We start from the raw sequence: 25,112 nt of genomic DNA on the forward strand, positions 1-25,112 counted from the left end.
GGTATCCGCCGCAAGAACCGAAACTGAAACGAAAACATGGTGCAAGTCCAGCCCTGCCGCTTTTCATGGCGCGGGCAATCGGTTAGCGTCCCCGTTCGTGGGGGCTATCAATGCGACTGAAGGAAAGGCCGTGACAGAATCGGTCGCGGCGGCGCATGCGCATCTGCGCGCGCGCACCGATATCCAGTTCGATCTACCGCCAACCAAGCCTCCCGAGATCCCGCCCTGGCTGCGCTGGCTCGGCAAGGCGCTGGAGCCGATCGCCCCTTATGCCGGCTGGATCTTCTGGACGATGGTAATCCTTGGCGCGGCGATCATCCTGTGGCTGATCGTGAGCAGCCTGATCCGGAATCGCCGCCAGGGCGACGCGGAGGCGACAGCCGAGCAGGAAGTCGTCGCCTGGCGCCCCGAAGAGAAGGTCGCCCGCGCCTTGCTCGCCGAGGCGGATGCGATGGCGGCTGCCGGCCGCTACGAGGAAGCCGCGCGCCTGCTCCTGCACCGTAGCCTGGAGGATATCGCCCGCAACCGTCCGCGCCTGTTGCGTCCCGCGCTCACCAGCCGCGAGATCGGCCTCGCAGCCGGGCTGCCGCAAATCGTCCGCAACGCCTTTATAGCAATGGCGGCACCGGTGGAGCGCAGCCTGTTCGGTGGCAAGGACCTCCGGCGCAGCGATTGGGAGGAAGCCCGCTCCGCTTATGGCGCCTTCGCGCTTCCGGGCTCCTGGAAATGAGCGCCACGCAAACCTCCCCCACGCCGTTCGCAGCGCGCACCATATTCGTTCTGATCGCGCTCTCGGTCGTCGGCTTCCTGTCCTATCTGCTGCTGTCGGCCTATGCCGACGAGCTTCGTCCGGCGCAGAATGGCGGCACCCACGCGCTGTCCAATTCGGCGGTCGGCTTCGCCGGCCTGGCCGATCTGATCAAGCGCACCCATGGCGATGTGCGCCTCGTCCGCCGCGAGGCCGATCTTGCCAACGACACGCTGCTGGTACTGACCCCCGACGCGAGCACCGATCCGGCAGCGGTGAAACGGATCCTGGATCGCCGCCAGGACCTGCCGACCATGGTGATCCTCCCCAAATGGATCGTCACGCCGCTCCCCGCCAAGGCCAATTGGGTGCGTTCGACGGGTACGCTGCCCACATTCATCGCGGCGATGCCGGTCTCAAGCGTCGGCAAGGTAGAGATCCGCGACGCTCCGCATGGAAAATTCCGCACGGTTTCGGGCCCGACGCTGGAAGCAGCGTTCGAAGCTCCCGATGGCAGCGCACTCGTCGCCTATGTCGGCGACAGCGTGACCACGATCGTCGCCGACCCCGATCTGTTCAACAATCAGGGGCTCGCCACGGTCGAGGGCGCCGAGCGGGCGATGCGTATTCTCTCCCAGTTCGCCGCGCCCGACAGTCCGGTCGCTTTCGACCTGACGCTGCACGGCTTCGGCCGCAATCCGAACCTGCTCAAGCTTGCGTTCGAGGCGCCGTTCCTTCCGCTCACGCTCTGCGTTTTGCTCGCCGCCTTGCTCGCCGGGTGGCACGCGATGCTGCGTTTCGGCCCCGCGGCGCTGCCCGATCGGGGCGTGGCGTTCGGCAAGCGCGCGCTGGCGGAAAACGGCGCCGCACTGCTGCGCCTCGCGCGCCGCCGCCACCGCACCGGCGAGCGGTACGCGACACTGGTTCGCGAAGCCGTCGCCACCAGCACCGGCGCGCCGCCCGGGCTCACCGGCGACGCGCTCGACCGCTATCTCGACAGGCTCGACCGCGAAGGCGAACCCTTTTTGAGCATCACCGCGCGCGCCGCGAATGCTCGCGACACCCGTGGTCTGCTCGCCGCAGCCCGCGACCTCTATCATTGGAAAAGGACCGTCACGCGTGAAAATCGATGAAGTAAAGACGCTCGGCGACGCGATCCGCGGCGAAGTGGGCAAGGCGGTGGTGGGGCTGGACGACGCGGTCGAGCTGATGCTCGTCGCGTTGTTCGCCTCGGGCCATATCCTCCTCGAAGGACCGCCCGGCACCGCCAAGACCTTTCTGGCCCAGTGCTTCGCCCGCGCCGCCGGGCTCGATTACGGCCGCATCCAGTTCACGCCGGATCTACTGCCTGGCGACATTCTCGGCTCGAACCTCTTCAACTTCCAGACCTCCGCCTTCACCCTCACCCGCGGCCCGATCTTCACCGAGTTGCTGCTCGCCGACGAGATCAATCGCACGCCGCCCAAGACCCAGGCCGCCCTGCTCGAGGCGATGCAGGAGCGCACCGTCACGATCGACGGCGTCGATCACCAGCTGAGCGACCGCTTCATGGTCGTCGCCACGCAGAATCCGATCGAAAACCAGGGCGTCTATCCGCTGCCCGAGGCGCAGCTCGATCGCTTCCTGTTCAAGTACGAGGTCGGCTACCCTTCCGCTGACGAGGAACGCAAGATCGTCACCGCGATGGGTAATCGCTTCGGCATGCCGCGGCCCGAGGAATGGGGCGTCACGCGCGTCGCCGACGCCACCACGATCCGCGCCGCCGCCGATGCCGTTTCCGCCAATCGCCTGGCCGACGAAGTCACCGACTATGTCGTCCGCCTGGTCCGCGCCACCCGCAGCACGGGCGACCTCCAAATCGGCGCCTCGCCCCGCGCTGGCGCGACGCTCGCGGCCGCTGCACGTGCGCGCGCCGCGCTCGACGGACGTGATTTCGTGCTGCCCGACGACGTGAAGCAGCTGGCGCCCGCGGCGCTTCGCCACCGCGTCATCCTCTCCCCTGCCGCCGAGATCGACGGCCGCTCGGTCGACGCCGTGATCGGCGCGCTGATCGAGCAAGTGGAGGCGCCGCGTTGATACGGCCGACGCGGCAGGGCGTGTTGCTGATGGCGGCCGGCGCGCCGCTGGCGCTGCTGGCCGGCATCGCCGTGCCGCATCTGTGGTTCGTGGGACTGTTGTGGGTCCCTTTGGTCTTCACGCTGATCGGCCTCGATACGCTCTTCGCTGCCGCGCCGCCGAATCTGGAGGTGCGATGCCCCGGCGCGATCGAGATCGGCGCGCCGCTGGTGGTGGAGATTGCGATCGACTCCGGTTCGCGTCCTCCGATCGGCCTGGAACTCGCGCTCGCCACCGGTCCGCGTCTGCGCCCGCTCGCCGACGACCGCGTCCGAGTCGCGCCCGGCGAGGACAGCGCGATGATCGCCTTCGAGCCCATCCGTCGCGGCACCGACAGCATCGAGCATTTGTGGAGCCGCTGGACCGGGCCCCTGCGCCTCATATGGCGCCAGCGCGTCACCGATATAGGCCGCCGCATCCTCATCACCCCCGATATCCGCCCGGTGCGCGAGGCCGCCGCGATGCTGCTCCGCGACGCCCAGGCGGGCGAGATGGCGCGGATCGATCGCGGCGAGGGCAGCGAGTTCGAGGCTTTGTCCGAATGGCGTTCGGGCATGGAGCGCCGCACGATCGACTGGAACCACAGCGCCCGCCACCTGAAGCTCCTCGCCCGCGAGAACCGGATCGAGCGCAACAACCAGGTCGTCTTCGCGATCGATGCGGGACGCGTGATGTGCGAACCGGTCCAGGGATTGCCGCGAGTCGACCGCGCGATCGGCGCCGCATTGCTCGCCGCCTATTCGGCGCTCAAGCTGGGCGACCGGGTCGGCCTGTTCGGCTTCGATTCCAAGCCGCGCATCTCGTCGGGCGCGGTCTCCGGCGTGCGCGCCTTCCCGCTGATGCAGCGGCTCGCCGGCGAACTCGACTACAGCACCGCCGAGACCAATTTCACCCTCGCGCTGGCCACGCTCGCCGGCGACCTCACTCGACGCTCGCTCGTCGTCGTCTTCACCGAATTCACCGATCAGGCCGGCGCCGAGCTGATGATCCGCGCCGCCGCCAGCCTGATGGGCCGGCACCTCGTGCTGTTCGTAATCCTCAATGACGAGGAGCTCGAAACGATCGCCGCAGCGGAGCCCATGACGATCGACGATGTCTCGCGCGCGGTCACCGCCGCCGCGATGCTGCGTGAGCGCCGCATCGTCGTCTCGCGCCTGCGCCATCTCGGCATCCATGTGCTGGAGGCGGCATATGACGGCGTAGGTCCGGCGCTCGTGCGGCAATATCTCGATTTCAAGCGGAGGAACCTGTTGTGAGCGCGACCGAGCTGAGTAACGGCCGCTTCCGCGAGGCGCGCCAGGGCGATTGGGAGCGGCTGGAGGCGCTGATCGGTCGCATCGAAAGCGGCCGCGCCGCCTCACTTTCGGACGAGGATCTGTTCGAGCTGCCGGTGCTTTACCGGGCCACGCTGTCGTCGCTCTCGGTCGCGCGCGAGACTTCGCTCGACGCCGACCTCGTCTCCTATCTCGAGTCACTCGCGACAAGGGCCTATTTCATTCTCTACGGAGTCCAGCCGCCGCTGTGGCGCCGTATCCGCTATTTCTTCGCCATCGCCTGGCCGCATGCGATCCGGTCGATCGGGCGCGAGACTGTGGTCGCGGTGGGGATGCTGCTGATCGGGACGCTCGCCGCCTATCTGATGGTGTCGCGCGATCCTGCCTGGTTCTACGCGATCGTACCCGAAGATCTGGCCGGCGGGCGCGACCCCCAGGCATCGGCGCAGGAACTCAAGGCGGTGCTATACCAGTCCGGCGACGCGCTCGGCGTGTTTGCCACCTTCCTGTTCACCCACAATGCCCAGATGGCACTGCTCTGCTTCGCGCTCGGTTTCGCGTTCGGCGTGCCGACCGTGCTGCTGCTGCTCTACAATGGCTGCATCCTCGGCGCCTTCCTGGCGATCTACGTTCCCAAGGGTCTGGGCCTTCAGGCCGCCGCCTGGCTCTCGATTCACGGCACCACCGAGATGTTCGCCATCGCGCTTGCCGGCGCGGCCGGCCTCCATATCGGCATGGCGGTGGCCTTTCCCGGGCGCGGATCGCGCGCCGAGGCCGCGGTCGCGGCCGGCAGGATCGCGGCGATGGCGATGCTGGGCGTCGTCGTGATGCTGGCCGTCGCGGGCGTGCTGGAAGGCGTAGGTCGCCAGGTAGTGCGCGCCGATGCCGTCCGCGCCGCGATCGGCGGCGTCGCGCTGCTCGGCTGGCTATTCTATTTCTACGTCATGCCGGTGCGAGAGGCCGACATCCATGGCTGAGCGCTCCGTGCCGCGCGCCGGGACATCCACACGCGAATTCGTGACGCCCGAGGGCGTGGACCTGCGCCTCCACCTCGCCAGCGTCGGCGAACGCGCGGCTGCGTTCGTGCTCGACCTGGTTATCATCTCTACCGTCCTGGTCGTCTTCACCATCGTGACGATCATGCTCGCCGTCGGCGTCGGTGTTGGTAGCGGCAGCAATGGCTCGGGCACCCTCCAGGCACTCGCCGCGATCTGGCTGCTTGGCTTCTTCGTGCTGCGCAATTTCTACTTCACCGCGCTCGAGCTCGGCACCCGCTCGGCCACGGTCGGCAAGCGCGTGATGAAACTGCGGGTGGTCGCGCGCAACGGTCAGCGCCTGTCGGGGCACGCGGTGGTCGCGCGCAATGCGATGCGCGAGCTCGAATTCTTCCTGCCGCTATCCTTCATGGCCTATGAAAGCGCCGAGGGGATTTCGGACCTGGCGACTTCCGGCGCTGGCCTGTTGTGGTGCGGCGTGTTCCTGCTCTTTCCCTTTCTCAATCGCGACCATATGCGCGTCGGCGATCTGATCGCGGGCACCTGGGTCACGCGGTTGCCGCGGCGGAGCCTCGGCGCCAGCGTGGTCGAACATCGCGAGGTGCCGCGCTACAATTTCACCGACGCCCAGTTGAACGCCTATGGCGAATTCGAGCTCCAGAAACTGGAGGAAGTGCTGCGCCGGCAGGACGATCTCGCGATGATCGTCGTCGCCCGCACGATCCGCACGCGCATCGGCTGGACCGGCGCGGACCGCGATGAACTGGCCTTCCTCCGGGCCTATTATGCGGCGCTCTGCAACCGCCTCGAGCGCAACATGCTGTTCGGAAAACGCCGCAGGGACAAATACGAAGCGCCGCTCGATTCCAGGAGATGAGCGCTGCCGTCGCCCAGCCTCATTTTAGCAGGGCTCGATAGCGGAAGTCGATTTCGATCGCCCGCGTCGCGTCGGCGCGGGCGCCGTCGGAATCGCCCTTTTCGCGCAGGATCAGGCTGCGGTTGAAATAGCCGCGCGGGTCGTTCGGGGCGTAGCGCACCGCACGATCGATATCGCGGAGCGCTTGGTCGAGCTCGCCATTGTGCTGATAAGCCAATCCGCGGTTGAGATAGGCGAAGGCAAGCCGCGGCCGCAGCGCGATCGCCTGGTCGAATGCCGCAATGGCGCCGTCCATATCGTCTTCCCAGGCCAGCGAGAGACCAGTGGCCAAATGGGCATCCGCGCGGCCGGCAGCACCTTTCGCACCGGGATCGACCATCCGCTTGCACTTGTCGAGACTGCGCGCGGGATCGTCCACCGTGCAGGCGTTCCAGTCGCCACGACGCGCACGGGCCGGCGACCTGACCCGCGACCCGGTGACGATGACGTCCGCCCCCACGTCTTCATCTGCTGCGCTTGGCGCCATGGCCGCGCGCGGTGCGACCGGAGCCGCCTGGGCGAACTGATCCGTCCGCTCGGATCTCGAGGCAATTCCCCTTACCTCCCATGCCGGTTCCGCCTTGGCCTGCGCCACCTTGGCGTCCGGAGCGGCAGCCGGAGGGACATCCGGGGCCGGGGCCGCCACCTCTCGCTGGCGGGTTTCCGACATACACGGGGCTCTGCAGGGTTCCGCATCATTGGCGGCGAGCCTCTGCGGCAAGGGGGTGACCAGCGGCGGCACAGGCGCCTTCGCGACATCTGGCCCGGGCGTCCGAACCGATGCCGGCGCCAGGCTTGCGGGCGTTGTGGAACCGGGGGTGGCGACCTGCGGCCCAACGGCATCCGTCGACGCCTGCTCGCGAGTGGAGGGGGCGTTCCGATCAGGCGAATATAGCGCGACCGGGATTGCGATCACAGCGACCAGGGCGACCGAAGCGAGCACGCCGATCTGTCCGCGGCTGATCCTCGCTCGCGCCGGCAGCGACACGGGCCGCCGATCAGGCGCGGCAGACGCCGGTGCATCGATGCCGTCAAAGCACCCCATAGCCTCGGCCATCGCGGCTGCCCGCCGGTCCGGTCGTGGAGGCGGCGGCTCGGGCAGCATCATCGCGATTTCGTCGTCCGCGGCCATTTACCGTCTCCCGCGGTCGCATCGCCCCGCATGCGCATCGTCTCGCCAGGACGGCGGCGATCGGAGGCGGCGGGGAGCAGGGAGAAACATTGGTTGGCCTTATAACTGCAATTATCCGCCAGTCGAAGGAACGATGCACGGCGGGCCGCCGCCGACGGGTTATCGGCAGCGGCGACCCGGGCTTCACCGCTCCAGCCGCGCCATCGACGCCGCCGTCTTGGCCGCCCGCACGAGCTGGATGAACTCAGCGCGATAGCCGAATTCATCCTCGCCCCGCGCGCCGGTCGTGATCCTGAGCACATCGTCATAGCTCAGCGAGCCCGTATAGCGGCCGCCGCGAAGCAGCTCGGCAAAGCCGGCCACGCCTACCGCGAACCGCGCATCCCTGGGCGCATCTTCCAGGCGGGCGAATGCCGCCTTCGTGTCGATCGGCGTGGAGATGAGTCGGCTCGTGTCTGATTTCGGCAGCTTGTACCGGATCTTCACGAAGCCAAGCTCGGTGGCGGAGGTATTCGCCAGCGCGGCCGGGGCTGGCCTCGAATAGCGCAGGTCCCCGATCGCGCGCGGGCCGCCGACGGGCACCACCTCGTACAGCGCGGTCACCGTCTGGCCCGAACCGACATCGCCCGCATCGACCTTGTCATTGTCGAAGTCGTCGCGGTTCAGCATCCGCGTCTCATAGCCGATAAGCCGGTATTCGGAGACCGTGGCAGGATTGAACTCGACCTGGATCTTCACGTCCTTGGCGATGGGGAACAAGGTCGAGGTCGCCTCGTCGACCAATGTCTTCCGCGCCTCGGCCACCGTGTCGATATAGGCAGCGGCGCCGTTGCCGTTCTGCGCCAGCGCCTGCATCAGCGCGTCGTTATAGTTGCCCATGCCGAAGCCGAGCACGGAGAGGAACACGCCCTTGCCGCGCTCGCGCTCGATATAGCCCTTGAGCTCGCCCTGATCGGTGATTCCGACGTTGAAGTCGCCATCGGTCGCCAGGATGACGCGGTTGACGCCGCGCGGGTCGAGATTCTGCTCGGCCAGCGCATAGGCTTGGCGGATTCCTTCTGCACCGGCGGTGCTCCCCCCGGCGCCGAGGCGGTCGATGACCGCCCGGATCTTGCTCTTCTGACTGGCCGGCGTCGGTTCGAGTGCGGTACCCGCGCTGCCGGCATAGGTGACGATCGCAACACTGTCGTTGCCGTCGAGCTGGTCGAGCAACATCGCCAGCGACTGCTTGACCAGCGGCAGCTTGTTCGGCGCGTCCATCGATCCCGAAGTATCGATCAGGAAGACGAGATTGGCGCGCGGGCGGGTCGCCTGCTGGATCGCATAGCCCTTGATCCCGATCCGCACGAGCTTGCGCCCGGGCGACCAGGGGCTCGGAAGCACCGCGACATTGGTGCTGAACGGCTGCTCCGCGTGGCGCGGCGCCGCATAATCATAGGGGAAATAGTTGATCATCTCCTCGGTCCGCACCGCCGCTTGCTGCGGCAGCACGTTCTGGTTGAGCGAGGCGCGGACGAACGAATAGGACGCCGTGTCGACATCGATAGAAAAGGTCGAGATCGGCTCCTCGCGCGCGACCTTGAACGGGTTCTGCGCCGTGGCCGTGAAGCGGTCGCGGCCGACGTCCCTGTACGGCAGGGGATATGGCCGAGGCTCGGCGCGCGGAGCGTAGTTACCCGCCATGGCGAGGCTCGGGGGTGGCACGGCCGGCGCATATTGCGCCGCCGATACCTTGCGCTCGCGTGTCAACCCGCGGGCGTAGCCGTCCGTGCGACTGCCGGTCACGATGACATCGGAAGCATCCTCGGCTTTGGGGTCGGCCGACGCCGACAAAGGCTCCTTTTCGGCACCGGGCCCGGCGCAGGACGCCAGGAACGCGAGAGCCAGGCCAGTGGCGATGGAACGGCGGAGGCGATGCATGACGATTCTCCCAGTCGACAGCGGCGCACAATTGTCCGCATGTCACTGCGACGCGCGTCGCCCGGAGATCCTTGGGCAGGTTTGAAAATATTTTTGAAATCGCGATCCCGCGATCAGTCGCTCCCCTCCTTTTCGGCGGAGAGCATCCGCCGGACCTCATGCATTCGCCACGACACCGTCGATTCCGCGACGCCCAATATCTCTGCCGCCTCCGCATGCGTCAGCTGGTGGCCGGCAACCAATATGGCCGCATCGCGATAGGCCGGGCCGAGGCGCGAAATCGCGCTCTTCACCCACAGCGCATCGTGCAGGTCTCGTCCGTCCGGGGCCGCCGCCAGCCCGCTCCACACCGCGAGCCGCTCGGTAAGCGCACCGAACGATCTGCGCCGGCGGCGAAGATCGCGGCAGGCATTGAACACGATGCCGAAAAGCCAGGTGGTGAATCGGGCCTCGCCGCGGAAGCTCGCGATCTTCTCGGCGAGCGTGCAGCAGACATCCTGCGCGATATCGTCCGCGTCGGCGCGCGAACCGGTCAGCTGCCAAGCCAGGCCGTGAATCCGGTTATAGTGCCGTTCCAGCAACGCGCCGAATGCCTCGCGATCCCCGGCGACCGCGCCGGCGACGAGATCGGCGTCGGGATCGTCTCGGCTATCGGCCATGGATCACGACCGATCGCGGAGGCGCGCCGTCGATTGCCCGGTCCCGACAGCGCGACCGCGCATCCTGATGAACCAGCCTGTCGCACCATGCCCCGACACGATCGCTTTGTGCATCATTTGCATCGGCGACGCCATCGGCCGTCGATCAAAGTACCGTGCCCGCCCATAGCGGCGGGCGGAAGGCCGGGGAGCACCGGGGCGCGATGCTCCCCCTATGATGGGTCAGGGCCGGCGGAACAGCGCCACGGTGCCGTGACCACCATCGGCACACACGCTGACTACCGCCAGCGAGCCGGAGGGCATCGCCCATAGCTCCTTGACCGCCTGACTGAAGTCACGCGCGCCAGTCGCCGCGAAGGGATGGCCGATCGCCACCGAGCCACCATTCGGATTGACGCGGTCCCATGGGAAAGGTCCGAAATCGAAATCCACGCCGGCGCGGTCGCGCGTCCAACCCGGCTTCTCGAGCGCGGCAACGTTCGCGAGCACCTGCGCGGCGAACGCCTCATGGATCTCCCAAAGCGCGATGTCGTCATAGCGCAGGCCATGCCGCGCGAGGAGGCGGGGGATTGCGAAGCTTGGTGCCATCAGCAGGCCGTCGACGCCGTGATCGACCGCGGCGATCTCGTGATCGACCAGCTCGGCATGCGGCGTTCCATCCGGCAGCCGTGCCAGCCCCGCTTCGGTCGCGACCCAGCAGGCAGCGGCACCGTCGGTGATCGGCGAGCTGTTGCCCGCGGTGAGCGAACCCTTGCCCGATTTGTCGAAGGCCGCGGGGAGCGCCGCGAGCTTCTCGATGGACGTGTCCGCACGAGGATGGGCGTCGCGCGCGATTTCGGGGAGCGCGATCACCAGATCGTCGAAGAAGCCCGTTTCCCACCCGTGTACGGCGCGTTGGTGGCTCTTGAGCGACCATTCGTCCTGCGCCTCGCGGGCGATGCCCCAGATCTGCGCGGTTTCCTCCATATGATCGCCCATCGTCCGACCGGTGATGCGGTTCGCCCAGCCCTTGACCGGCAAAGTGAGATCATCGGGCGTGAGCGCCTTCAGCGCCGCCACGGCTTCGGCGGGATTGGTGCGGAACAGCTTCACGATCCGCTTCGATGCTTCAAGCTTGAGGCCGATCGGCGGCTGGCTCATCACTTCCGCCCCGCCGACCAGGACGAGATCGGTATCGCCGCCAAGCATTCCCGCGGCAGCCATCGCGGCCACCATGCTGGTCGAGCAGGCGAGCACCGCGGAAAAGGCCGGCACCGTGGGGTCGAGCCCGGCGTCGAGCCAGATCTCGCGCCCGATATTGCTCCAGCCGAGGCTCGGGATCACCGTGCCCCAGATGAAGAGGTCGGGGCGCGCCTTCTCCGCCATCGCCTTGGCGAGCGGCACCGACAGGCTGATCGCATCATGATCGGCAAGCGCCCCGCCGCCGCGCCCGAAGGGCGTGCGCAGGCCGGTGGCAACATAGGCTTTCTGGGCAAATCGCTGCATGACAGTCTCTCCATGGCGCTTGGGTTCGATGACGCGCCCAAGATGTGGCCGGGGGCGGCGGGATCAATGGCGGACGCAGAAAGGATTCCGCATCCGCCATCAGCTGTTCAAGCGGCCTGCGCTCGGGTCTTGTAGCGCGCCGCGGGTTGGGCGCGCGAGAGATTAGGCAGCAGGCGCTGCCGGCCCGCCTCATAGCTCTCCCAATCGGCGACCTCGGGAAGCGCCGGAATGGTGACAAGCTCGCCCATGTCGAGCCCGGCAATCGCCGCATCGACCAGATCATCCGCTTGCATCACGATCTCGCCGGGTAGATGCTCGACAGGGGTGCCGGCAATGTCCCAGAAGTCGGTCGCGGTCGCGCCCGGCAGCACCGCCTGGATGCGCACGCCCTTGTCGGCCAGCTCATGGTGGAGCGACTGGCTGAAAGCGAGGACGAACGCCTTGGTGCCGCCGTACACGCCGTTGAGGACCTCGGGGCCGATCGCCACGATCGAGCCGATATTGACGATCGTGCCGCCGCCGCGCGCGACAAAACCGGGCGCCGCGGCATAAGCGAGGCGCATCAGCGCGGTGACGTTGAGCGTGATCATCGATTCCATCGCATCGACATCGGCGGCGAGCAGCGGCGCGGTCGCGCCGAGACCGGCATTGTTGACCAGCATGGTGATGCGGGCGTCGGTCTTGAGCAGCGCCTCGATACGCGCGCGATCGGTTGCGTCGCCAAGATCGGCTGCGACGACCTCGACCGAGCGGCCAGTCTCTTCGGTGAGCCGGGTTGCAAGCGCTGCGAGGCGCACCTGGTTCCGGGCGACAAGAATGAGGTCATAGCCGCGCCGGGCGAGCCGCTCGGCATAGATCGCACCGATGCCGCTCGAGGCTCCCGTGACGAGCGCGACACCCTGGTTCTGGATAGTCATGTGATTGTCCCTTCGATTGCGACGGCAGCACGCCGCCACCGATGGAAAGGAGTTAGGAAGCGTTGCCTCCGTCTCAAATGTCATATATGCAACGTTTCAGGACATAACGCAGGAATGCGACATGCAACGCATCGGTTTGATCGTCTTTCCCGGCTTCCAGATCATGTCGCTCGCCGCGGCATCGGTCTTCGAATTCGCCAATTTCGAGGCGAGCGAGCCGGTCTATGACATCCGCCTTCTCTCCGAGAACGGCGGGATGGTGCGCAGCTCGACCGGCCTGACGACGGACACTGAAGCGCTCGGCCAGGACGAATTCGACACATTGCTGGTCTGCGGCGGGACCGGGTTGCCACAGCCGACACCCGGGCTGCTCGCCGCCGTGCGCAGCGCCGAAAAATTGGTGCGGCGGCTGGCATCGATCTGCACCGGCACCTTCATACTTGCGGAAGCGGGCGTGCTCGACGGGCGTCGCGCGACGACCCATTGGATGTTCGGACGGGAGCTCCGTGGACGCTATCCCGCGATCAAGGTCGAGGACGACCGCATCTTTATCCACGACGGCGCGATCTGGACGTCGGCTGGAATGTCCGCGGGGGTCGATCTCGCGCTGGAGATGGTCGAGCAGGACCTGGGGCACGATGTCGCGCGGTCCGTTGCCAGGATGCTCGTTGTCTATCACCGGCGCGCCGGCGGCCAGTCGCAATATTCGGCGTTGCTCGAACTCGAACCCAAGTCCGACCGGATCCAGAACGCGCTCGCCTACGCCAAGGCGCATCTCAAAGCGCCCTTGTCGGTCAAGGAGCTGGCCGAGGCGGCGCATCTGAGCCCGCGCCAGTTCAGCCGCGCCTTCCATGCCGAAACCGGCCAGTCGCCGGCGAAGGCGGTCGAGCATCTTCGCGTCGAGGCGGCGCGGCTGATGATGGAACAGGGCCGGCATCCCATCGACGTGGTGGCGCGCGAGACCGGCTTTGCCGATCGGGAGCGGATGCGCCGCGCCTTCCTCCGCGCGTTCGGCCAGCCGCCGCAAGCCGTCCGGCGCAACGCGCACGCCGCATAGTGACGCCGGTGGCTGATGCGCCTGCCGATCCTATGATAGGGTCGATTGCACCAGGCAGGGGAGGAAATTGTCAGTGCTGGGCAAGGCTACGCCGGAGCGGTTGAACGCGTTCTCGGACGGCGTTTTCGCCGTCCTTATCACCGTGCTGGTCCTGGAGCTGCGACCACCCGAATTGCCCACTTTCAAGGCGCTCCTTGCACTATGGCCGACCTGGCTGAGTTACGCGGTCAGCTATGTGTTCATCGCCATCGTCTGGATCAATCATCACTATCTGCTGCGCTACGCCAATCGGGTGACGCCGCGTTTGATGTGGTTCAACTTCGCCCATCTGTTCTCGATGTCGCTGCTGCCGCTCTCGACGGCCTGGATGGCGGTGAGCGCACTGGCTCCCCAGCCGGTCGCCTTCTACGCGGCCGTCTTCTTCCTGGTGAATCTCACCTATTTGCTGCTCAGCTGGGAGCTGATCGACAGGAATCCCGTCAAGGCCGACCCGAGGGTGCGCGGGGCGATACGGCTCCGCGGGATCACGACATTGTGCCTGTTCGGCGCAGCGGCGCTCATTGCCCTGAAATATCCGATCGCCGGGCTCGGACTCTGCATCTTCTGCCTGGGTTTCTACCTGAAGCCCAATCCCGCCGGAACGCTGGCCGAGGAGCTGGAATAAAGATCAGACAAGGCTTCCCGCGACAACCAGAGCCGCCGCACCCAGGACGGCGCCCTGCGCCAGACCAGCGCGGAAGGTGAGGCCCGGCAGCACGATTCCGGCCGCCAGCGGCGCCAGGCCGAACCAGGCGACCAGGGCTCTGGGCCAGTCCGGCGTCAACAGGGAGGCCGCCAGCGAGAGCGCGAGCAGCATCCAGCCGGCCACCGGCAAACGCGCGGCGAGCGGTGGCGCGTTCCATCGCCCCAACAGGTCGGGCCCGTGACGCGGCATCGCCGCCGCGAGCGTGAACAAGCCGAGATAGAGCAATCCCGCCGCGATCATGCAGCCGCCCTCGCGGCCCTGCGCCGCACCGGTTCGGGATCACGCAACCGCTTTATTTGTCGAGCGACCAGCAACGCCAGCCCCGCCGCAAAAGCGAGCAGCACGAGATTGCCTCCGATCAGCGCAGCGTTGTTGGTGAAGATGGGACCGAACAGCGGCGCGGCGGCACAGCCCAGCGCCAGCAAGCCGAGCAGCAACGGCCAGGCGATGGCAGGCCGCAGCGCAGCGCCAATCACCAGTGCAGCCGCCGTCGTCCACAAAGCGGCCGAAACCTCGACTTCGGCTCGGCCCGCCATGCCGAGCGGCAACAGCCGGTTGGCGAGCAGGAAGGCGACGGCGCCCAGTGGTACCCCCGCGATCAAGCCGGCGTTGAGCCGTTCGAGGATGCGGTTGCCGAGCGACAATGGCGCCCGCTCGCGACGCTTCACGATCCAGAGCACCAGACCGGTAGCGATGGCCAATGTCAGCATGCTGCCACCCAGGAAATAGAGCCACCGCGTCAACGACGGCGCGAAGCGGCCCATATGGAGGCCATAGAGGATGTTATAGGCCTGCACCGCCGGCCGCGCTTCGGTCCATTCGCCGAGCATCCGGCCGGTCGCGCCGTCGAAGCTGATCTCGCCCGGCGTATAGCCGATCTGGCCGACATCCGAGCGGAACACGGTCACCACCGCGGCGGCATCGCCAGGATTGAGGACATAGACCCGCCCGATCAGCGCGCCGCCGAAGCGGCGCTGCGCCTCGCGCAGCATCGGCGCGACCGGCGCGAGCGGCGCCTTTGTGCCTGTCGCCGCGCGCTCGACCACGCCGGGCGTCATTTCGTGGTACAAGGCTGCGACGTCGCTGCCATAGGCAGCGGTGATCGCCCAGGGCATGTTGAGCGAGGCCAGAGTCACCAGCCCGGTCAGCGTGATCATCAGATGGAAAGGCAGTGCCAGCACGCCGAGCGCATTGTGCCCGTCGAGCCAGGAGCGCTGCCCCTTGGCCGGCCGGAAAGTGAAGAAGTCGCGGAAGATGCGGCGGTGCGCGATGATGCCGGTGACGAGCGCCACCAGCATCGTCAGCGCCGCCAGCGAGGCAAGCAGCCGCCCCCAGGGAAAAGGAAGCTCGAGCTCGAAATGAAGGCGATAGAAGAACTCCCCACCCAGCGTCTCGCGCGCGACCGGCGCGCCTGTGACCGGGTCTAGCGCGCGGTAAAGAAAGGCACCGCCGCTGTCATAAGCCACCTCGACCGTGTTCATCCGCGTGTCCGGCGCAGTCAGGTACCAGCCCGTAGAGCCAGGCGCATTCTTTGAAAGCCAATTGCTCGCCGCGGCGATCGCCTCGAGCGGATCGGCGTTGGCGGTTGCCTCGGGGCGCATCCAGCGCCCTATCTCGGGCTTGAACACGCTGAGCGTGCCGGCGAAGCACATCACGAACAACACCCAGCCGAGCAGCAGCCCAGTCCAGCCGTGCAGCCATGCCATCACCTGGCGCACGCCCTCGCGGACCGCGCTCATGCCGGCGGTCCCGCGAACCAGGCGATGGCGCCGAACAGCAATGCCGCGCCCAGCATGCCGGCCCAGGCGCGCCACGGTCCGGGCGCGAGGAACGCCCAGACCGCAGCAGCCGGCGCGACGAGGAATGCGAGCAGGGTGGCGAGGCTCACCGCCTCGACCCGGCTCATCGGCAGCGTGCGCGCGAGAGCGGCGGCGAACAGCGCGGCGACGCCATAGGCGCCTACGCTCCCCGCCACCACACGCGCGGCGACATTGGCGCGGTAGCGCCAGCCTTGCCGTCCCGAACGTGCGCCGCTCACCACTTTGCGCTCAATAGGCGAAGCTAAGGGAGACGGCCGCGCTGCGCGGCGCGGCGTAGAAAGCCTGGCCCCACATCAGGCTGGCCAGATATTTCTTGTCGCCGACATTGCGGACGTTGATCGTGGCGCGCACGCGATCGACGAGCCGGATGCCGGCCATCAGATCGACCACCGCATAGCCCTGCTGCTTCAGAATCACGTCGCCGGTGACGACGCCATAATCCTGCACGCCGGGATCGGCATAGGTGATCTGGTTCTGCCAGCGCAGCTGCGCGCCGAGCTTGAGGTCATTGAGCTGCGGCACCGCATAAGTGGTGGCCAGCTTCAGCGCCTTGGTCGGCAGGAAAGTGCGCGCCTTGTTGCCAGCGTTGTCCTTGATCTGGAGCCCCGTATAGCCGCCGCTAAGCGTCCAGTTGTCGGTGACCTTGCCGGCAAGCTCGAGCTCGAAGCCCTTCGACGTCGTATCCGTGCCCTCGTAATAACTGTCGCCAATCTGGCCCGCGCCCCCCGCTCCGAACGTGCCCGCAAAGGACGCAAGCCCCTTCTGCTTGGCCCTGAACAGCGAAGCGGTGGCGTAGAGCCTGCCGCCGAACCAGCTGCTCTTGATGCCGCCCTCGATGCTGGTCCCCTTGGCGGGATCGAGCTTGCGGTTGTTGATGTCGACTTCGATCTGCGGATTGAAGATGCCGGTATAGCTCGCATAAAGTGAGACGTTCGGCGTCACGTCATAGACCGCGCCGACATAGGGGCTGACGCCGCTGTCGTCGCGCGACTGATCGGTGCCGTAGGAGGTGCCGGTCGACTTGATCCACATCGCGCTGGCGCCGACCACGCCCTTCAGCTTGTCGCTGAGATTAATGTGCGCGGCGCCATAGGCGCGGGTCAGGCGGTCGCTATAGTCGGCGGCGAGATATTCGCCAGGATAGCTGGGCTCAGCGACCTGGACATGGTCCCAGTCCTGAACCGCGGGAAAGTCGATCGGGTCGGCGGAGAAATTCTCATATTCGAGCGCGTCCTGCCGTGAGGTGGAGACGCCGAAGGCGAGCTGGTGTTCGCGGCCGAACAGGTGCACCGGGCCCGAGGCGTAGAAGTCGCCCAGATACTGGTCGTAGATCGACGGATAGATGCCCGACATGCCGCCGGCGCCGAGCCCGGTCGCCTTGTCCGGATAGCCATAGGCATAGAGGAGCTTCGCATGCTCCTCGAAGCGCTTGTAGGTGAGCACGCCCTTGGCCGACCAGCCGCCGCCAAAGGCATAGTCCAGCTCGGCGAAGACGCTCTGATCGGTGACGTTCCAATAGGTCCAGTCGGCCGAGGTCGAGGCGGACACCGGATAATCGATACGGGTGCCGTCTGTATAGGTGAGCGGCAGCGCCCCCCACAGCACGCCGTCCGCATGGTTCTCCTGGCGCGAATAGCCGACCGTCGCGGTGATGCCCGGGGTGATCTTCCAGCTGAGCAGCGCGCCGTACACGTTCCGGTTGACATGGTTGTAGTCGAGATAGGAATCGCGGTCCTCGTGCGCGAAGATCAGCCGTGCGGCGACCGTATTGGTGAGCGGCACCGAGACATCGGCTTCGAGGCGCTTCTGGTCCCAACTGCCATATTGCGCCGTCGCGCTGGCCTTGAGCGTGTCCAGCGGGCGCTTGCGGACATAGTTGATCGTCGCGGACGGATTGCCGACGCCGCTCATGATCGCATTGGCGCCGCGGACGGCTTCGACCCGGTCGAACAAGGCCGTGTCGAGATCGCCGAACTGGATACCCCAGAGCAACGGCAGGCCGATCCCGTCGACCTGGAAATTGGTGATGTCGAAGCCGCGCGAGTTGAAATAGGTCCGGTCGGTCTCGACCCGTTCGACATTGATGCCGACCACCTGATTGAGCAGGTCGTTGACGTTGGTCAGCGCGAAATCGTCGATCCGCTGGCGATCGACCAGCGTCACCGATTGCGGCACTTCCCTGGGTGTGAGCGACAAGCCGGCGGCCGTGGTGGTCGGCGTGTCGAGCGTGCCGGTGACCACGATCTCGCTCTTGTCCTGTGCCTGCGCATCATCCTCGGGATCGGGCGCGGCGAATGCCGATCCCATCGGCAGAACGAGCATCGCGCTCGCGAAAAGCGCGTGGCGCAGGAACGGCTTCATCTCGAATTCCCCTTTTTGGTCGGATCGTCGAGTGCCGTTAGGGGAAATATCTAATGCGAGTCAATTGCATTAGCATTAACGATATATGTCACATGACGCGACGCGCCATCCCTGCGGAAACAGCGTGATTGCCTTGCGACTGCGTGGTGGAGGTCAGCAATTCGACTGCGCGTCGGCTCAATCTGCGAGCAATTCCAGCCAGGCTTGGGGCTTGCGCCCGGTTCGATCCTGCAGCTGACTGCTGAGGCTCTTGTAGCCGGGGTCGATCTGGGCCGCGAGCGCGTAGGTGCCGACCGCATTGCCGGCGTCCCAGGGATGCGGCGCATATTCGTCCTGCCCCGCCTTGGCGCGATCGAGATCAAACTGGATCGTCGAGCGGGCGAACTCGATATGGCTCTTCTCGCCGCGCGCATAGGGCTCCAGCCAGGCCAGCGCGCTGCGCAGGCTGGCGCCTGCGGGATTCTTCCAGGCGTACCAGTCCTCGCCATGTGCCTTGGCCGCGATCGCCGCCATCAGCAGCGGATCAAGGTCATAGGTGACGTAGTGCAGCGCGTCGCGCTCGAGGAAATCGAAGACCGAGCCATTGGCGAGAATATTGGTCGCGACCTGCGCCTGGAAGGCCTGGCGGGCGCGCGCGATCAGATCGGGATCGCCGATCTGGAACGCCGCCATCGTTGCCAGCTTGACGCGGTGGCTCTGCCAGTTGGTGTAGAAATGCTTGGGCTTGCCGCGCATCGCATCGAGATAGCCCTCGGCCATCCTGCGCCAGAACGCATCGAGCTTGGCCCGAAGCGCTGGCGGCAGATCGGCTTCAGTGAGATCGGTCGCGAGGATCAGGCTGTCGAAACCGGTCTCGTCGATCGGGTTGAACGACATCTGGTAGATGTCGGCCCAGGTCTCCAGATAGCGCCCGGCCTGGTCGAGGAAGCGCCGATCGCCGGTCAGCCGCCACGCCAGGGCGAGGTTGAGGATGATCGGCTGGTCTTCCTTGGCCTTGAGGCTGATCTCGCGGATCCCCTTTCCAGGCAGCGTGCCTTCGGTGTGGAGCTGCGGGATTGCCCCGGGCGGGCGGGCCAGAGCCGCCTCGGCGCGCGTAATGACCTGTTGGGCGACGGGATCGCCGGCCGTGCCCTTCGCAAACTCCGGCCCGAGGATGGCGCGATGATCCTGAGCGGTCGGACCCGCGAACGCCAGCGCAGCAGCACAGCAGAGGAACGCAAGCTTCATCTAGTTCACCATGGCAAATCGGGCCGAACGGACGCACCGGTCCCACAAAGGATGCGGAGCGACAAAGCGTCGCCGCCCCGCACCGAGGGGAGACTAGAAGCTCGCCCGGACCGTGGCGGTATAGGTCCGTCCGTCATAGTCGATGCGGCGCGGCAGCTGCGGATCATTCTCATATTCCGACCGCGTCGCATTGGTCAGGTTGAACGCGTCGAGCGACAGCGAGATGTCTTTGGTGATGTTGATCGATGCCGATGCATCGAGCTGGCTGCGCGCCTTCACCGAACGGGCATCACCGACAAAGCTGTTGCCCGCCGCCAGATCGTATTTTCCGCGCGAATTGTAGACGACGCGGACGCCGAACAGCTTCGTCTCGTAGAAGCCGATCAGGTTGAGGTTGTGCTTCGACACGCTGGGCAGGGTGATCTTGTTGCCGCGCACGTCGGTGCCGTCGATCCAGATAAGCGAGTAATTGGCCGCGCCGCCGAAATACTTCAGGAAGCCGGGGAGGAAGTCGAAATTCTGCTGGATCGAGAATTCGAGGCCGCGGACCCTGATCGGCGACTGATTAGTGCTACCGGTGACGCCGACGGTCGCCGTCTCCTGCGCTCCCGCGGGGTTGAGGAAGGTCCGCACCGTGCGGCAATTCGGCCCGACGATCTGCAGCGGCCCGAGGCCGTAGTCGATGCCGTTGAAGCGCCCGTCGGTCGGGCACAGTACCGACTGGTTGGTGATCGGCCCGATATAGCCCTGCACGTTCTTCTGATACGCCGCGATCGCGATAATGCCGCCCGGGCGGTTATACCATTCGAGCGATAGGTCGTACGAGGTGGCGGTATAGGGTTTCAAATTCGGCGCGCCGAGAGTCACCGTATAGGCAGGCGCCGCGGTCGGCACGACCGCCGGCGGAATCGCTGTGACGGGCTCCTGGACGAACGTGATCGGGCTGGTGTCGCGCGGCTGCGGCCGGACATAGGTTTTGTAAAAGGCGCCGCGCAGCTTCAGCTTGCTGGTGAAATCGGCCGCGAACATCGCCGAGGGCAGCCAATAATCGTAGTGCTGATGGAAGGTCCGCGTGAACAGTCGGTGGTTCACGGGCAACGGCTGGAGCGCATAGGTCGACGTGCAATTCGAGCAGTCGAGCGCGTTGATCTCGTTGTCGGTCGTTTCGTAGCGCAGCCCGGCATTGCCGCGGATCCGGACGCCGCCGATGCCGAAATCGAAACTGGTCATGCCATAGAAGGACATGATCTTGTTTTCATTGTTGAAATTATTGTTGAAATAATTGCCGTCCCAATAGTTGTTGACCAGACCATAGGGCGTCAGGAACACGCCGTTCGCCGGATCGAAGGCGAACTGCGCGGGCAAACCGTTGGGGTTCGCGGTGCTGCGGGGTTGGGTATTGACCGGCGTGATCGCCGCCAGCACCTGATTGACGTCCAGCGTGCGCCAGTTGGTCGTATAGCCGGGCGCCCGCCCGCCGAAGAAGTTGGACGCGAACGGCAACGGCGTCGACATGGCTGGCGTGACCGCGCCGGTATTCGCGCCGAGCGCGGTGTTGCGCGTTCCGATCGACGTATAGTTCCGCCGTTCGTAGCGCGAGCCGAATTGCACGCTGGTGATGAACGAGGTTTCGAACCGGCGCTGCAGGTCGAACTGGAACGCGTCGAGCTCGTTGGTGCTGGTGCCGTTGGTTCCGGTCACGCCGAACCGGTCGCCCAGCGTGCCAGCGGTGGCGCCGGGCAGCTGCGCGCCCGCCTGCGTCGCGGCATTCGCGGGCGCCGGCAGGGGATAGCCGCTGGTCGGGACGTGCGTCGCGTTCGGGGTGTTGAGCAGCGCGGTGTAGCCCGACAGGTCCGTGCCGCCGGTATAGACTGAGGTCGTGATGCCGTTCAGCCCCGCCGGGCCGAGATTGCGATAGGGATTCTCGACGATGTCGAGCTCGATCTGGTTGGACACGACCTGGGCGCGGGAGATCGTGCCCTGCAGGTTCACCTTCCAGATATCGTCGTCGAACTCGAGCGTCGGCGTGATCGCCCAGGTGCGCTGCGAGCCCGGCTCCGAGCGGATCGAGTCGAAGGTGTTGATATTCTCCGCCGAGAACTTGTTGATATAGGCGCGCGGGCCGGTCGGCGTGTTGACGACATAGGGCGTGCCGATGCTGGTGACGTGCGCGACCGCCGAGGTGGCGGTGAGCGCCGTGTTGGTGTTGGCGCCGCCGCCGGCGTCGATATAGAGCAGCTGGTTCAGAGACTTGTCGAGATTGCGCCGCGTGTAGAAGCCCGTGACGCCGAATTTGAGCGTCTTCGTCATCTGCCAATCGAACCCGGCGGCCCCGGTGAGCAGGTCACCGCTGTTGTAGCGGACGAGCTGGCGGGTCTGGCTGGGGAAATAGACGCCGCCCGGATATTGCGCGATGAGCGCGTCATAGACCGGATTGGCCCCGGCCGCCCCCTGATTCCCGACCTGGATCGCGCCGAGCCGGTTCGCCCAGCTGTTGACCGTGATCGAGTCGCGCCGGAACTTTTCCTTCTTGTAGGCTAGGACGCCGAAGACGGCGAAATCGTCGCCCAGGTGACGGTTATAGCCGACCGTGAACGCCGGCGTGCCGAGTTCGCCCAGATCGTTATACTCGTATGACGCCTTGATGTAGCCGCCGTTCTTGCGCGTCAGCGCCGGCGCTATCCGCAGATCGATATTGCCCGACAGGCCGCCCGCGAGATCGGCGGCGGTGGGCGACTTGATCACGGTGATCGACGTAAAGATGTCCGAATTGAACGCGCCGAGCGGGGTCGATCCGTTGAGGATCGGATCGGCGAAGCCGCCGCCGTTCAGCGTGGTGCGAGCGAAGGTGCCAGGCAGGCCGCGCAGGCTGATCGTCGCGGCGCGGCCATCGGCCTCGCGGTTGATCTGGATGCCCGGAATGCGCTGGATCGCCTCGCCGACGTTAAGGTCGGGAAAGCGACCGAGGCCGTCCGACGAGATCGAATCGGTGATCTGGTCGGATTCGCGTTTGATATTGAGCGCGTCGGCATAAGCGCGGCGGAAACCGGTGACCACGATTTCCTGGCCCGGCGGGCTCTCGGCTTCCGGCGCTGCGGTGCCATCGTTCGCTTGTGCCGGTGCGGCAGGTTGCGCAGTGCTTTCGGTGGATTGTGCAAGCGCCGGCAAACCAACCAGAATCGTGCAGACAGCCGTGCCCGCACAAAGAACAGCCTTCATCATGGACTCCATCCCCTTTAACCCGGCTTTTGATCCTGCTCCGCGAAGCTGGCACCGGTGTCAGGCCAATAATGCCTGATTGCTGGAATGTGTCAAATGAATTGGTAAGGCCATTATACGCGGGTGGTCGGACACCGGCCACCCATGCGGGTTCCGTCTCGGAATGCTACACTTCCGGCGATTGGCGGCTTCCGCAATACCCCTGCGGCTGCCGGATCAGCCGACCGCGTTCGGATCGCTTGCCGGAAAGCTCATTTCGAGCGCCTGATCGAGAGCGCGGTCGAGGCGACGCGAGTCCGAGCGCGCCTCTTCGGCGAGCCACAAGGCGATATTGGTCACATATTGCGCGGTCGATCGGCGCGCGTCCGGGTTGTCCAACAGGGTCCGTCCCGGAGACTCGCTGACAAAGCTCGGCGATCCCGTGGCCGGGTCCCAATTATAGTCTGCGAAATGATGGAAGGTCGATTCGGCCACCGCCGGTCCGACACCGCCGGGCTGCGGCTCGAACGCCACCGCGATCGCGAATTGCGCGCCGGTCACTTTGCTCGTTCCGGTCGCGATGACGCGCGCGCTGCGATCGTCCGAGGGTGCCGATACATCGCCTTCGTGCGGATGCGCGGGAAGGAAGCGCAGCGCACTTCCCGGCGCGTCGGGATCGGCGAGGAGACGGTGTACTTCGCCCACCGGCGTGATTTCCTGATAGTCGCCGTTCGCGCCCGAATGGAAGTTGGGCCACAGGATCGCGGTCGTGAACGGATCGTCGATCGCATGACGTGCGGGGTCGGGATCCAAATTGTGCGAATGGAAATGATGCGCACGGCCGACCTGTTCGAGGCCGCAGACCGAGCAGCCCAGGTCCATATGATCGCGCGCGACCAGCAAGCCGCGACCGCCTTCCCGAAAGCGTGCGATCGCCGCGCGTTCCTCATCGTTCAGCCCGTCGCCGGTATCGACCGCAAACAGCCAGAGCTCGTCGAATTCGCTCTCGTCGAGGGCGGCCAGGACCGGATCGGAGACACCGGGAGGCGCGGCACGATCGCGCGCGGTCACAGCAAAGAGCGGATCGCCGCCCTTCCCGCGCAATCCCTCGAGATGCGCGCGCAGCAGCGAGAAACGACCGATATGCCAGTCGTCGGCCGCCGGCTCGATCGTCGTCTGCAGAAGGATACGTATCGGCGTCATGATCAAGCTCCACCCTCGATGCCGCGTCACCCCCATTCCGGCACGTAAGCGGTGAGATGGGCGTCTACCCCAACACCGGCAAGGGGCGTTCACGGCCGATTTCGTCGATCAGCCATTCGCGGAATCGCTTGATCTTGGGGACATTGCGGCGGCCTTCGGGCACCACGAACCAATAGGCATAGCCGCGCGTCGAAATCTGCTCGAACGGCCGCACCAGCCGCTTCTCGGCTAGGTCGTTGCGCCAGAAAAAGGGCGTCAGCATCGCCACGCCCTGCGCCGCGATCGCGGCATGACCTTCATGCGCCTGCGAATCGAGCCGTACACCCGGGCGCGGCGGGCCTTCCGGAACATCGACCCCCGCCTCGCGAAGCCACACCGACCACCAGGGATCGTGCGGGCTGATCAGCGGCAGATCGAGCAGGTCACGGGGGCTGTACGGGCCGTGGCGGTCGAAAAAGGCGGGACTCACCATCGGGGTGAAGTCGATCGGCAGCAGCAGGTCGGCGGCAAGACCGGGCCAGCCCCCCCGGCCCGAGCGGATCGCGCAATCGACCTCGCCGCTCTCCAGATCCGCCACCGCGTCGCTGGTATCGAGCCGCACCGCCATTTCGGGATGCCCCATCTGGAAGCTCCCCAGCCGCCAGGCGAGCCAGGCATTGGCGAAGGTGTTCGAGGTCGAGATGACCAGCAGCCCCTCCTCCTCGGCGCGGACATGGGCGAAGGCGGCGTCGATCGCATCGAAGGCGCGCGAAACCTGCGGCGCCGCGCGCGCGCCCGCTTCGGTGAGCACCACCCGACGCCCATCGCGGCGGAACAGCGGCGCGCCCAGCCGCTCCTCGAGCAGCTTCATCTGATAGCTGACCGCGGCCTGAGTCATCCCCAGTTCCTCCGAGGCGCGGGTGAAATTGCCCAGCCGGGCGGCGGCTTCGAACACCCGGATCGCGGGCAAGGGAGGTAGTCGGCGCATATGCAATATATAAGGCAGGCTTATGGATAAGGTCCACCGATTTGTTGGCCTCCCGCGCCATCCGCGAGCATATGAGAAATCGCCTCTAGCAAGGAGAACCGACGTGCAGAGCGATTTCGAAAGCGCCGCCTGGGCGGACAGCCACAAGCTGATGAGCGACATGATCGCACGCTGGATCGATAAGGCATTCTATGCCTTTCGGCGCCTCCAGGCGATCGAATATGCCGCACCCTGGCGTAGCACCTGCCACTGAGACGATCATCGCCGGGAGAGCGCCGCTCCCGGCGGATCGCCTGTTGTTGCCTCACCACCCTTTCCTTCCAGACAAAACCCTCTCTCCGTCAGACCGCGCACCGATCCTTGCCACTTTCCC

22 protein-coding genes are annotated in these 25,112 nt (G+C 66.1%); 9 read left to right on the forward strand and 13 right to left on the reverse strand.

Annotation, left to right across the window (positions count from 1 at the left end; genetic code table 11):
* Window positions 1-130 precede the first annotated feature (130 nt).
* The 6 genes from IAG41_RS07280 to IAG41_RS07305 are packed head-to-tail and all read left to right on the forward strand — an operon-like array spanning window position 131 to window position 6,009.
* Window positions 131-730, forward strand: coding sequence for a hypothetical protein (locus IAG41_RS07280; protein ID WP_316251104.1), 600 nt, complete (start codon window positions 131-133; stop codon window positions 728-730).
* Window positions 727-1,881: a DUF4350 domain-containing protein gene (locus IAG41_RS07285; RefSeq protein ID WP_187727975.1), complete on the forward strand. Its 1,155-nt coding sequence runs from the start codon at window positions 727-729 to the stop codon at window positions 1,879-1,881. Before IAG41_RS07280 ends, IAG41_RS07285 begins: the two co-directional genes overlap by 4 nt.
* Entirely contained in the window at window positions 1,868-2,824 is a 957-nt protein-coding gene (locus IAG41_RS07290; protein WP_187727976.1) for an AAA family ATPase, read from the forward strand. Before IAG41_RS07285 ends, IAG41_RS07290 begins: the two co-directional genes overlap by 14 nt.
* Window positions 2,821-4,119 carry a DUF58 domain-containing protein gene (locus IAG41_RS07295; RefSeq protein ID WP_187727977.1) on the forward strand — a complete coding sequence of 433 codons (1,299 nt, stop codon included), beginning with the start codon at window positions 2,821-2,823 and terminating at the stop codon, window positions 4,117-4,119. The genes IAG41_RS07290 and IAG41_RS07295 overlap by 4 nt, the downstream gene beginning before the upstream one ends.
* Window positions 4,116-5,114 carry a stage II sporulation protein M gene (locus IAG41_RS07300; protein ID WP_316251105.1) on the forward strand — a complete coding sequence of 333 codons (999 nt, stop codon included), beginning with the start codon at window positions 4,116-4,118 and terminating at the stop codon, window positions 5,112-5,114. The genes IAG41_RS07295 and IAG41_RS07300 overlap by 4 nt, the downstream gene beginning before the upstream one ends.
* On the forward strand, window positions 5,107-6,009 hold the full coding sequence (locus IAG41_RS07305) for an RDD family protein (RefSeq protein ID WP_187727978.1): 903 nt from the start codon (window positions 5,107-5,109) through the stop codon (window positions 6,007-6,009). Before IAG41_RS07300 ends, IAG41_RS07305 begins: the two co-directional genes overlap by 8 nt.
* A gap of 19 nt (window positions 6,010-6,028) precedes the next feature.
* Here the strand turns inward: IAG41_RS07305 and IAG41_RS07310 are convergent, their stop codons facing one another.
* The 5 genes from IAG41_RS07310 to IAG41_RS07330 form a co-directional block, all read right to left on the reverse strand.
* Entirely contained in the window at window positions 6,029-7,180 is a 1,152-nt protein-coding gene (locus tag IAG41_RS07310; protein WP_187727979.1) for a tetratricopeptide repeat protein, read from the reverse strand.
* A gap of 183 nt (window positions 7,181-7,363) precedes the next feature.
* A complete protein-coding gene (locus IAG41_RS07315) occupies window positions 7,364-9,100 on the reverse strand; it encodes a vWA domain-containing protein (protein ID WP_187727980.1) in 1,737 nt (578 codons plus the stop codon).
* Window positions 9,101-9,213: 113 nt separating this feature from the next.
* Window positions 9,214-9,759, reverse strand: a complete 546-nt coding sequence (locus IAG41_RS07320; RefSeq protein WP_187727981.1) for an RNA polymerase sigma factor — start codon at window positions 9,757-9,759, stop codon at window positions 9,214-9,216.
* Window positions 9,760-9,981: 222 nt separating this feature from the next.
* Complete coding sequence (locus tag IAG41_RS07325; protein ID WP_187727982.1) at window positions 9,982-11,244, reverse strand: thiolase family protein; 1,263 nt, start codon at window positions 11,242-11,244, stop codon at window positions 9,982-9,984.
* Between the two features lie 107 nt (window positions 11,245-11,351).
* Window positions 11,352-12,161, reverse strand: coding sequence for an SDR family NAD(P)-dependent oxidoreductase (locus IAG41_RS07330; RefSeq protein ID WP_187727983.1), 810 nt, complete (start codon window positions 12,159-12,161; stop codon window positions 11,352-11,354).
* 121 nt (window positions 12,162-12,282) lie between these two features.
* Between IAG41_RS07330 and IAG41_RS07335 the strand changes: the two genes are divergently transcribed.
* Together IAG41_RS07335 and IAG41_RS07340 are read left to right on the forward strand one after the other, a co-directional pair.
* The gene (locus IAG41_RS07335; protein ID WP_187727984.1) at window positions 12,283-13,218 is read left to right on the forward strand and encodes a GlxA family transcriptional regulator; all 936 of its coding nucleotides are present in this window, start codon (window positions 12,283-12,285) and stop codon (window positions 13,216-13,218) included.
* Window positions 13,219-13,291: 73 nt separating this feature from the next.
* The gene (locus IAG41_RS07340; protein ID WP_187727985.1) at window positions 13,292-13,882 is read left to right on the forward strand and encodes a TMEM175 family protein; all 591 of its coding nucleotides are present in this window, start codon (window positions 13,292-13,294) and stop codon (window positions 13,880-13,882) included.
* A 3-nt stretch (window positions 13,883-13,885) separates the two neighbouring features.
* Here the strand turns inward: IAG41_RS07340 and IAG41_RS07345 are convergent, their stop codons facing one another.
* The 8 genes from IAG41_RS07345 to IAG41_RS07380 form a co-directional block, all read right to left on the reverse strand.
* Complete coding sequence (locus IAG41_RS07345; protein ID WP_187727986.1) at window positions 13,886-14,203, reverse strand: DUF3325 domain-containing protein; 318 nt, start codon at window positions 14,201-14,203, stop codon at window positions 13,886-13,888.
* The gene (locus tag IAG41_RS07350) at window positions 14,200-15,702 is read right to left on the reverse strand and encodes a PepSY-associated TM helix domain-containing protein (protein WP_187727987.1); all 1,503 of its coding nucleotides are present in this window, start codon (window positions 15,700-15,702) and stop codon (window positions 14,200-14,202) included. The genes IAG41_RS07345 and IAG41_RS07350 overlap by 4 nt, the downstream gene beginning before the upstream one ends.
* Window positions 15,699-16,001, reverse strand: a complete 303-nt coding sequence (locus tag IAG41_RS23440) for a DUF3649 domain-containing protein (RefSeq protein WP_316251106.1) — start codon at window positions 15,999-16,001, stop codon at window positions 15,699-15,701. Before IAG41_RS23440 ends, IAG41_RS07350 begins: the two co-directional genes overlap by 4 nt.
* A gap of 10 nt (window positions 16,002-16,011) precedes the next feature.
* Window positions 16,012-18,144: a TonB-dependent siderophore receptor gene (locus IAG41_RS07360; RefSeq protein ID WP_187727989.1), complete on the reverse strand. Its 2,133-nt coding sequence runs from the start codon at window positions 18,142-18,144 to the stop codon at window positions 16,012-16,014.
* A gap of 177 nt (window positions 18,145-18,321) precedes the next feature.
* The gene (locus tag IAG41_RS07365; protein WP_187727990.1) at window positions 18,322-19,371 is read right to left on the reverse strand and encodes an alginate lyase family protein; all 1,050 of its coding nucleotides are present in this window, start codon (window positions 19,369-19,371) and stop codon (window positions 18,322-18,324) included.
* Between the two features lie 93 nt (window positions 19,372-19,464).
* The gene (locus IAG41_RS07370; protein WP_187727991.1) at window positions 19,465-22,590 is read right to left on the reverse strand and encodes a TonB-dependent receptor; all 3,126 of its coding nucleotides are present in this window, start codon (window positions 22,588-22,590) and stop codon (window positions 19,465-19,467) included.
* 216 nt (window positions 22,591-22,806) lie between these two features.
* Window positions 22,807-23,772 (reverse strand): hypothetical protein, encoded by a 966-nt coding sequence (locus IAG41_RS07375; RefSeq protein WP_222950587.1) that lies wholly within the window; start codon window positions 23,770-23,772, stop codon window positions 22,807-22,809.
* 64 nt (window positions 23,773-23,836) lie between these two features.
* The gene (locus IAG41_RS07380; RefSeq protein ID WP_187727992.1) at window positions 23,837-24,739 is read right to left on the reverse strand and encodes a LysR substrate-binding domain-containing protein; all 903 of its coding nucleotides are present in this window, start codon (window positions 24,737-24,739) and stop codon (window positions 23,837-23,839) included.
* A gap of 103 nt (window positions 24,740-24,842) precedes the next feature.
* On the opposite strand from IAG41_RS07380, the gene IAG41_RS07385 reads away from it, so the two are divergent.
* A complete protein-coding gene (locus IAG41_RS07385; protein WP_187727993.1) occupies window positions 24,843-24,992 on the forward strand; it encodes a hypothetical protein in 150 nt (49 codons plus the stop codon).
* Window positions 24,993-25,112: the final 120 nt, after the last annotated feature.

Source organism: Sphingomonas sp. JC676 (assembly GCF_014489075.1).
Taxonomy (GTDB): domain Bacteria; phylum Pseudomonadota; class Alphaproteobacteria; order Sphingomonadales; family Sphingomonadaceae; genus Sphingomonas.

What these genes read in the sequence shown, in the direction of transcription:
- IAG41_RS07310 (WP_187727979.1), bottom strand. Translation starts at nt 7,180, where the DNA reads ATGGCCGCGGACGACGAAATCGCGATGATGCTGCCCGAGCCGCCGCCT.
- IAG41_RS07285 (WP_187727975.1), top strand. Translation starts at nt 727, where the DNA reads ATGAGCGCCACGCAAACCTCCCCCACGCCGTTCGCAGCGCGCACCATA.
- IAG41_RS07370 (WP_187727991.1), bottom strand. Translation starts at nt 22,590, where the DNA reads ATGAAGGCTGTTCTTTGTGCGGGCACGGCTGTCTGCACGATTCTGGTT.
- IAG41_RS07360 (WP_187727989.1), bottom strand. Translation starts at nt 18,144, where the DNA reads ATGAAGCCGTTCCTGCGCCACGCGCTTTTCGCGAGCGCGATGCTCGTT.
- IAG41_RS07315 (WP_187727980.1), bottom strand. Translation starts at nt 9,100, where the DNA reads ATGCATCGCCTCCGCCGTTCCATCGCCACTGGCCTGGCTCTCGCGTTC.
- IAG41_RS07335 (WP_187727984.1), top strand. Translation starts at nt 12,283, where the DNA reads ATGCAACGCATCGGTTTGATCGTCTTTCCCGGCTTCCAGATCATGTCG.
- IAG41_RS07305 (WP_187727978.1), top strand. Translation starts at nt 5,107, where the DNA reads ATGGCTGAGCGCTCCGTGCCGCGCGCCGGGACATCCACACGCGAATTC.
- IAG41_RS07345 (WP_187727986.1), bottom strand. Translation starts at nt 14,203, where the DNA reads ATGATCGCGGCGGGATTGCTCTATCTCGGCTTGTTCACGCTCGCGGCG.
- IAG41_RS07350 (WP_187727987.1), bottom strand. Translation starts at nt 15,702, where the DNA reads ATGAGCGCGGTCCGCGAGGGCGTGCGCCAGGTGATGGCATGGCTGCAC.
- IAG41_RS07380 (WP_187727992.1), bottom strand. Translation starts at nt 24,739, where the DNA reads ATGCGCCGACTACCTCCCTTGCCCGCGATCCGGGTGTTCGAAGCCGCC.
- IAG41_RS07320 (WP_187727981.1), bottom strand. Translation starts at nt 9,759, where the DNA reads ATGGCCGATAGCCGAGACGATCCCGACGCCGATCTCGTCGCCGGCGCG.
- IAG41_RS07375 (WP_222950587.1), bottom strand. Translation starts at nt 23,772, where the DNA reads ATGACGCCGATACGTATCCTTCTGCAGACGACGATCGAGCCGGCGGCC.
- IAG41_RS07365 (WP_187727990.1), bottom strand. Translation starts at nt 19,371, where the DNA reads ATGAAGCTTGCGTTCCTCTGCTGTGCTGCTGCGCTGGCGTTCGCGGGT.
- IAG41_RS07325 (WP_187727982.1), bottom strand. Translation starts at nt 11,244, where the DNA reads ATGCAGCGATTTGCCCAGAAAGCCTATGTTGCCACCGGCCTGCGCACG.
- IAG41_RS07330 (WP_187727983.1), bottom strand. Translation starts at nt 12,161, where the DNA reads ATGACTATCCAGAACCAGGGTGTCGCGCTCGTCACGGGAGCCTCGAGC.